Raw genomic sequence first — 7,851 nt, forward strand, 5'->3', positions numbered from 1 at the left:
TCATAAATTTATTGGACGGGCTCTTCGGCCCATCCCACAAGAAAAAATAACTCTTGTGGGATGGGCCGAAGAGCCCGTCCTAGTTATTTTTGCAAGAGGTCTAATTTAACTGGGGCGAACGTCACTAAGTTCAATCATTCCGCAAAGCTGCGATCGGATCTAAGCGCGCCGCATTCCTCGCCGGAAGCACTCCAGCCAACAAGCCCACACTAAAGGATAGCCCAAAACCCGCCGCGATCGACCATACAGAAACCACAAACGGAAATTTGAACGCTGTCGAAGCCCCAAAGGCGATCGCAACTCCCAACCCAATACCCGCCGTTCCCCCCACCGTGGAAACTAAAATTGATTCCGCCATAAATTGAATTAGAATTGCTGCATTAGTAGCGCCTACCGCTTTGCGAATCCCGATTTCCTTAGTACGTTCCACAACAGATACCAACATAATATTAGCAATACCGATGCCGCCAACCACCAAAGAAATTCCGGCGATCGCTCCGATCATAACCGTAAATAAACCGATCACATTGCTGAAAGTATTAACTATCTCAGCTTGATTGACAACTCGAAAATCATCCGGTTGTGGCGGATAAATATTGTGGCGCAGGCGCATGATATTTTCCACTTGAAATTGAGCATCCGCTAAATCCGCTTCGCCCGCAGTTTCCAACCAAAAACCCGATATCGCAATCCCCGCTAAAGAATTTCTCCCCACAATCCGCGAAGACATATTTTTGAGGGGAATATACACTCGATCGTCCTGATCGGTTCCCCCTACAGACCCCTTGCTTTCCATCACTCCAATGACCTTGTAGCGGTTTCCCTGAATGCGAATATCGGAGGATAGCGCATTAGCTCCGGCTCCAAAAAGTTCGTCCCGCACCTTAGAACCGAGGACAACTACTGGCTCAGCAGCATTCAATTCATCCTCATTAAAAAACCGTCCTTCTTGGGGTTGAATGTTCTTCACATCTGGATAGTTTAAATCAGTTCCCAAAATAGCAGTAAATGAATTTTGTCCGCCGTAAACGACTTGCACTTGACGCTGCAAATAAGCCGAAATTGCCTTAACTGCAGGAGCTTGTTTGCCGATCGCCCTAGCGTCATCCCAAGTAAGGGTAGTAGCAGAACCGCTTCCCTGACTGACACCGCCCGATCGCGAAGCGCCGGATAAAACCAACAGCACATTTGTACCCAAAGCTTTTAACTGTTCTTCAGTTGATTTTTGCACTCCCTGTCCCACCGAAGTAATGGCAATTACCGAAGATATCCCAATAATTACGCCCAGCATGGTTAAACTGGTACGCAATTTGTTATTCCACAGCGCTTCTGTCGCCATGAACGCGATTTGAACGTTAGAGATTTTGTTGATAGCTGGGCGAGTCTTTAATTTCATTAGGTAGTTGGGTATTGGTAATGCCTAGTTGGTGGGGATTAAGATTTTTTTTAACCGCAGAGAGCGCAGAGAGCGCAGAGGGAGAGAAGAAGGAGATCGATAATTAATTGGTGTATGGGTGTTGTGCTTTCCTTTTTCATTTTTCCCACTAACGCAAGCGGGTTCCGCCACCTGGTTGCAAACCCGGAATTCCACCCGATGATGGATTTTGGGATCTAGGCCGCAATCCGGGGGGTAAACTAAGCAGCACTTTTTCATTTCCTTTCAAACCCGATCGCACTTCCGTCTTATCATCCACCGTCATACCAGTCTTAATCGGCATAAAAGCAGGTTTACCATCTTCTCCACCGGGAACAAAAACCCCCGTTTCCCTTTGTTGGCGCACAATTGCCGCAGTCGGGACTACCAAAACATTTTTGAGTTCACCAGCCTTAAACTCAACATTCACATTCATGCCCGATCGCAGCATTTGTTTATCATCATTAATAATTGCCGCTTTTACCTCAAAACTTGTCACATTTTGCTGGACGATCGACTGAGGCGAAATTTGAGTGATTTTACCTGCAAAAGTCTTGTCCGCAAAAGCATCAGCTTGAATAGACGCAGCCTGGCCGATCTGAATCTGAGAAATATTAGTTTCTGCTACGTTTGCTACTAATTGATTTTTGGAAGCTAAGGACAAAATCGAAGAAGAAGTCGCCGAAGAAACCGCACTACCTGCCGTCGTGGGAGTCACAAAAGCGCCCGGATCTGCGTACTTGCGCGTGACAGTGCCGGTGAAAGGAGCCCGTAGCACAGTGTCGTTAATCTGCGCTTGAACGCTTTGCAGGCTGCCTCTAGCGGCGAGAACTTGAGCGCGGGCTTGGGCGATGTCTTCCGGGCGAGAACCGGCTTCTAGTAGCGCCAAAGCTTGCTGTTTTTGCTCGACTGCGGCCTGCCCCGCAGCGATGTCTTCCGGGCGTGCGCCCGATCGCGCCAGGGCCAAAGCTTGCCGTTTTTGCTCCACAGCAGCCCGCCCTGCAGCGATGTCTTCCGGGCGTGCGCCCGATCGCGCCAGGGTCAAAGCTTGCCGTTTTTGCTCCACAGCAGCCCGCGCCGAAGCGATTTCTTCAGGGCGAGCACCCGCTTGCAGCAAAGCTACAGCTTGTTCGGCTTGTCTGACTTGCGTTTGAGATCGATCGCGCGCGGTGCGGGAGTTGTTGACAATTTGCAAAGCAATGGCTCCGGCATTATAGAGTTCCTGATTTCTCTGAAAGTCTTCCTCAGCTTGGTTTTTGGCGTATTCGGCATCTCTGAGTTGGGCGATCGCTTGGGCGATGTCTTCAGGTCGATTGCCCTTGAGCAATTTTTGTAAATTTGCCTGTTGTTCAGCTAATTGTGCCTCGGCTACGGCAATATCCTGGCTTCGATTGCCGTTGAGCAATTTTTGCAACGTTGCCTGTTGCTCTGCCACTTGTGCCTCAGCTACAGCAATGTCTTGGGTTCGATTGCCGTTGAGCAATTTTTCCAGACTTGCCTGTTGTTCTGCTAACACTGCCTTAGCCACAGCAATGTCCTGGGTTCGAGTGCCGTTGAGCAATTTTTGCAGGTTTGCTTCCGCGGCTGCGAGTTGTCCGCGAGTTTGGGTAAGTTGCCCTTGGAGGTTGGAGTCGTCCATGTAGGCGAGAATCTGCCCTTTTTCAACGCTGTCTCCTTCCTTGACGAGCAAACTTTTGAGAACTCCTGAAGTTTTGGGGCTGACGTTAACGGAACGTTCGGGGACAATTGTGCCGTTTGCCGAAATTGCGATCGGCAAGTTCACCCTTTGGACAGCAACGGTTTTTTCCTTGCGTCTGGTTTCGCGGTTTGATTTGACTGCGAGTTGGCTGTAAGCTGTGTAGCCGACTCCTGCAAGCAGGGAAGCGGCGAGGAGTCCGCTGAGCCAGGGAGTCAGCTCTTTTTTTATCTGAAAGTGCTTTACGAAGTACATATCAATTAGACCTGATGGGTCTGTCTTGAATTTAGACCGATCGGGAACAGAAAAGGTTCAATTGAAGTCTGGTTGTGTTTTTTTTTGTTGTGCCGTTATGTGCAGGTATCTTCGGATAATTTTGGATAATGAGGAAATCAGCTAGGATTAATTGAGAATCTCGATCGATGAGGAACGGAAAAATGAGTATTCAATTAGAGTTGCCGCCTGAGTTAGAAAGTCAACTGTCTAATGAAGCCTTGCTGCTAAACCTACCTTTATCTGAGTACATCCTACGTGTTTTATCGCTCAGGCAAGTTCTGAGCAACCCACCTAAAACTGGAGCAGAGCTTGTTGCTTACTGGCAAAGCGAAGGAGTCATCAACTCACGACCTGATATCACCGATAGTCAAGTATATGCTCGAAACCTGCGCCATCAGGCAGAAACACGGACGCGGACATAAGAAATGCCAATGTATCTTTTAGACACAGATGTTTTAATTGATATTCAACGGGGTCATGCACCTGCAATTGCTTGGTTTTCGAGTCTTTCAGATATACCTAGTGTTCCCGGTTTTGTTGTCATGGAGCTAATCCAAGACTCTCAGAATATGCAGCAAGTTCGTAAAGCTCTTCAATTGGTTGCACCATTACCAATAATTTGGGCAACTGAAGCTGATTGTGCCTGTGCGTTGTCAGATTTCACAACTTACCATTTGTCAAACAGTCTGGGATTGCTTGATGCTTTGATTGCCGCCTGTGCTGTGGGACGAGGTTTAACGCTTTGCACATTTAACGTTAAACATTATCGAGTTGTCCCAAATCTTTTGACAGCACAGCCTTATGCACGTTAACCGCAACCTAATCATTTCAGCGCGAAGAGCTAACCGTTATGAGCAGAAACGATTTGAACATTACCTCCGGTACTAACTGGGCAGCTTTAGAGTCAAGATCGGAAGAGAATATCGACTACTCAGATATTCCACCGCTGACAGATGAATTTTTTGAACGATCGACTTTACGTATTCCAGCAGCTCTAGCCGACAACTTAGTTCAGCTCGATCCAGATATCAAGCAGTGGTTTGAGGCTCAAGGAGAACAGTATAAAACTCTAATTAACAACGTTTTACGCCAATATATAGAGAACAACAAAACTCAGCATAACCTGATTAGCACCCTGCGTTGCAACGGACGACGAGCAAAGTCTTTTTATCTGCGATCGCATCGATCGAACTTTTGAAAAGTTCGATCGCCAATTGCCTCCTTAACAAACAGCCACTACACCCAATTCTGTAATCGCCGCCTCCGGGCCCACCAAAGAAACATACGGTTCGATGAAGTATTTCTTAGCAGCAGCCCGCGCTTGTGAAGCTGTCACCTGTGCAATTTCTTCTTGAAATTGCTGGTCAAATTTAATTCCCAATCCCAAAATTTCATACCAACCTAAAACTTGGGCAATTTGCGAATTAGTTTGTTTTCCTAAAGCATATTGACCGAGCATCTTATTCTTGCAAGCTTGCAATTCTTCCTCGCTTAGTTGGATGCTGGTGAGTCGATCGACTTCTGCGCGCAATCCTTCAAAAGCAGTCGTTGTATTTTCCGGCGCCGTACCCATGTACACGACAAACTGAGCCGTGTCCAAGCGCGTCGCGTAGACCGCAGAAACGTCGTAAGCCAAGCCCCGCTTTTCCCGCAATTCCACAAACAATCGGCTCGACAAACCGTTACCCAAATAAGTATTCAGCAACTTAATCGCTGCATAGTCAGGATTTTTGACAGAGGGTGCGAGGTAGCCCAGCATAATCACTGATTGCTGCGTATCTTGCGCCGTAACGACCGATTCAGGGGAGGGGGAGAGAGGGGGGACGGTTAAAGTTGGTAGGGGTGTTAAAGGCGCTTTCCAGGATCCAAAAGTTCGATCGATCAGGGCGATCGCATCTTCGGTCGAGATTCGGCCGGCTACAGAAATAACTACATTATCGGGACGGAAATAGGTTTTGTGGAACTGTTCGATCTCGTTTCTGGTGAGCTTTGACATAGTAGCTTCCGTACCCAAGGGAGAGAAAGCATAGGGATGTTCCTGGTACATCGAGTGCCGCAATTGCTCGAAGGCGATCGCAAATGGCTGTTCTTGTTGCGATCGAATTGCCGATATGGCAATGCGGCGTTCGAGTTCGACTTCAGCTTCCGGGAAAGTCGGCGATCTCGTCAATTGCGCCGCCAACTCCAAAATCTCCTCAAAATCCGCAGAAACCGTCTTCAAACTCACTAAAAAATAGTCTGTAGTAGAGTCGGCACTCAACCTCGCTCCCACCGATTCTACACGCTCGGCAATTTCCAGCGAAGACAGCCGATCGGTTCCCTTAGTCATTACCGCCGACAGCAAGTGACACAATCCTGCTTGTTCCGGCTGCACGTAGCGACTGCCGGCCCGCAGGAATATCCTAGCTGCAATAATATCTGCTGCTGGATTTTCTGCTGCTAGGACAACAATACCGTTGTCTAAAACCGTGCGCTGGATTTCATTTTTCATTGAATTCTTTGTTAACTGTTGACTGTTGACTGTTGACTGTTGACTGTTGACTGTTGACTGTTGACTGTTGACTGTTAGTCATGATTATTCGTAGGATCGGTAGAGCGTGAGCGTTACCGATCATCCGATTTGAGATTGGCGATTTGAGATTTTAGATTGAGGGACTAATCTCAAATTTCCAATTAATAGACTGGGTTTCATGTCTCAACCCAACCTAGTTGCTGTTAACAGTGAACAGTCAACAGTGAACAGTCAACAGTGAACTATTATTAGATTGGTTTTAGCACAACAGCCGTATAGCGTCGGGGAGAGAGATATTGTCGAGCTAGGCGCTGGAGGTCTAATGGCCCAAATGCTTTAATCCTGGTGGGATAGCTGAGCGCTAATTCGGCAGTGGCGATCGTATTGTAATATCCGTAAAGACCCGCTAGCTGTCCCGGCGTTTCGAGCGAGAAAGCAAAATCGTTGCACAGCAAACGCTTACAGCGGAGCAATTCTACCTCGGAAACCGGCTCAGACTGCAATTGCCAAAGTCGATCGCAAATCCGAGATTCCACCTGTTCGACATCCTTCGCGTCCAAGACTGCACTGATAGTAAATAAACTCGATTCCCGTTGCAGCGAGAAAGTGCTCTCGATCCCCTCTACCAATTGTAATTCTTCCCGCAGTTCCCTGACTAAACGCGAAGTCCGCCCGTCTGCAAGCAACACCGACAGCAAATCCAAGCCGCAAGCACTTTGCAAATGTTCCACTCCCGGGCCCGTCCAGGCCATCATCAGCCGGGCTTGTTCCAATCGGGGGAGACAGAGTTCCTGACGGCGAATTTCTATCAGTGGCGGTTCCGCCTCTGCGGTTAATTGGGGACAATCCCACCGCTCAGAAAACTGCTCAAATGCTTTCCCAGTAACATCTCTGGCCTGTTGTTCATCAATTCCCCCGACTATCACCACAGTCATATTTTCCGGCTGATAATGCGATCGGTGGAAACAGCGCATTTCGTGGGGAGTTCGCGACATCAGCAGCTCTTCCGTACCCAATACCGATCGCCTGTAGGGATGTCGCTGGTAAACTGTTTCCATCATGGCTTGGAAACCCAGCCAATCGGGATTGTCTTGAGCTTGGCGGATTTCTTCTAGCACCACATCTCGCTCGCGATCGAATTCCCGATCGGGAATCGAGGCCCGCAGCAGCAATTCTGCCAGCGGCTGCGCGGTTTCTGCTAAATAATCGGCCGCAGCGTTGACGAAAAAATGCGCGTAGTCGTGACTTGTAGCTGCGTTGGCGACACCGCCGCGATTTTCGATTACCTGGTCAAATTCTCCAGGGGCGATCGAATCCGTCCCTTTAAATATCATGTGTTCTAGAAAATGAGCCATTCCTGACCAAGAATCCGGCTCCAGCGTAGCGCCAGCCCTCACCCACACGTCTAGGGCGACCACGGGTGTGGCCGAAATCCGCTGGTGAATTACCGTTAACCCGTTGTTGAGCTTCCAGACATTGGCTGGGAACTCTAAAGCAGTGAGCAGTTGAGACAAGCTAGTTATTCTTAAACTTTAGTTAACTTCGGCTGCAACTATGGTAGCGCTTTACAGCTCTGCGATCGGGATTAATTGATACAGAAATCATCACTCATCTGCCATTCATCCTTACTCATCTGTTGTTTTTTGCTTTTTGCTTTTTTTGGCTCTTCCGTACTTATTGTGCTAATTTTTTAGGAAAATGCCAAAAAAGTAATGCCCGTATTTCAAAATTTCTCAAATTTCTCAATCCAAAACCACACCTTTTTAATAGCTTTAATTTAGTATTAATTCCCTCTACTATCCCATTAGTTGTTCTTTCTTCAAAATACCCCACAATCTCTCCCAACCATCTTTTGATTGTTTCTACACTCTTTTTATAGTATGGTTGTGCCTTTTTTAACCAATCTGTCAATTCTCAGATCCCGTCACCCAAATTATTACTTTTTTCAAATAA

Annotated in this window: 8 protein-coding genes; 3 read left to right on the forward strand and 5 right to left on the reverse strand. The window is 47.7% G+C overall.

Features of this window, described 5'->3' with window-relative positions:
* Nucleotides 1–130: 130 nt before the first annotated feature.
* The gene (locus QUA58_RS30145) at nucleotides 131–1,396 is read right to left on the reverse strand and encodes an ABC transporter permease (protein ID WP_333397814.1); all 1,266 of its coding nucleotides are present in this window, start codon (nucleotides 1,394–1,396) and stop codon (nucleotides 131–133) included.
* 148 nt (nucleotides 1,397–1,544) lie between these two features.
* Nucleotides 1,545–3,365: an efflux RND transporter periplasmic adaptor subunit gene (locus tag QUA58_RS30150; RefSeq protein ID WP_333257355.1), complete on the reverse strand. Its 1,821-nt coding sequence runs from the start codon at nucleotides 3,363–3,365 to the stop codon at nucleotides 1,545–1,547.
* Between the two features lie 182 nt (nucleotides 3,366–3,547).
* Between QUA58_RS30150 and QUA58_RS30155 the strand changes: the two genes are divergently transcribed.
* The 3 genes from QUA58_RS30155 to QUA58_RS30165 are packed head-to-tail and all read left to right on the forward strand — an operon-like array spanning nucleotide 3,548 to nucleotide 4,584.
* Nucleotides 3,548–3,808, forward strand: coding sequence for a hypothetical protein (locus tag QUA58_RS30155; RefSeq protein ID WP_333257352.1), 261 nt, complete (start codon nucleotides 3,548–3,550; stop codon nucleotides 3,806–3,808).
* 9 nt (nucleotides 3,809–3,817) lie between these two features.
* On the forward strand, nucleotides 3,818–4,198 hold the full coding sequence (locus QUA58_RS30160; protein WP_333257349.1) for a PIN domain-containing protein: 381 nt from the start codon (nucleotides 3,818–3,820) through the stop codon (nucleotides 4,196–4,198).
* Nucleotides 4,199–4,236: 38 nt separating this feature from the next.
* Nucleotides 4,237–4,584 (forward strand): BrnA antitoxin family protein, encoded by a 348-nt coding sequence (locus tag QUA58_RS30165; RefSeq protein WP_333257347.1) that lies wholly within the window; start codon nucleotides 4,237–4,239, stop codon nucleotides 4,582–4,584.
* A 24-nt stretch (nucleotides 4,585–4,608) separates the two neighbouring features.
* Here QUA58_RS30165 and QUA58_RS30170 read toward each other — a convergent pair whose 3' ends face one another.
* The 3 genes from QUA58_RS30170 to QUA58_RS30180 form a co-directional block, all read right to left on the reverse strand.
* Entirely contained in the window at nucleotides 4,609–5,877 is a 1,269-nt protein-coding gene (locus QUA58_RS30170) for a pitrilysin family protein (protein ID WP_333397816.1), read from the reverse strand.
* Nucleotides 5,878–6,146: 269 nt separating this feature from the next.
* Nucleotides 6,147–7,412 carry a pitrilysin family protein gene (locus tag QUA58_RS30175; RefSeq protein WP_333257344.1) on the reverse strand — a complete coding sequence of 422 codons (1,266 nt, stop codon included), beginning with the start codon at nucleotides 7,410–7,412 and terminating at the stop codon, nucleotides 6,147–6,149.
* Nucleotides 7,413–7,572: 160 nt separating this feature from the next.
* A complete protein-coding gene (locus QUA58_RS30180; RefSeq protein WP_333397819.1) occupies nucleotides 7,573–7,809 on the reverse strand; it encodes a transposase in 237 nt (78 codons plus the stop codon).
* Nucleotides 7,810–7,851: the final 42 nt, after the last annotated feature.

It is taken from the genome of Microcoleus sp. N9_A1 (assembly GCF_036701795.1).
Classification (GTDB): Bacteria; Cyanobacteriota; Cyanobacteriia; order Cyanobacteriales; family Microcoleaceae; genus Microcoleus.

Bases quoted from the DNA above. Each gene is read 5' to 3' on its own strand.
- QUA58_RS30145 (WP_333397814.1), bottom strand. From the start codon at position 1,396: ATGAAATTAAAGACTCGCCCAGCTATCAACAAAATCTCTAACGTTCAA.
- QUA58_RS30150 (WP_333257355.1), bottom strand. From the start codon at position 3,365: ATGTACTTCGTAAAGCACTTTCAGATAAAAAAAGAGCTGACTCCCTGG.
- QUA58_RS30155 (WP_333257352.1), top strand. From the start codon at position 3,548: ATGAGTATTCAATTAGAGTTGCCGCCTGAGTTAGAAAGTCAACTGTCT.
- QUA58_RS30160 (WP_333257349.1), top strand. From the start codon at position 3,818: ATGTATCTTTTAGACACAGATGTTTTAATTGATATTCAACGGGGTCAT.
- QUA58_RS30165 (WP_333257347.1), top strand. From the start codon at position 4,237: ATGAGCAGAAACGATTTGAACATTACCTCCGGTACTAACTGGGCAGCT.
- QUA58_RS30170 (WP_333397816.1), bottom strand. From the start codon at position 5,877: ATGAAAAATGAAATCCAGCGCACGGTTTTAGACAACGGTATTGTTGTC.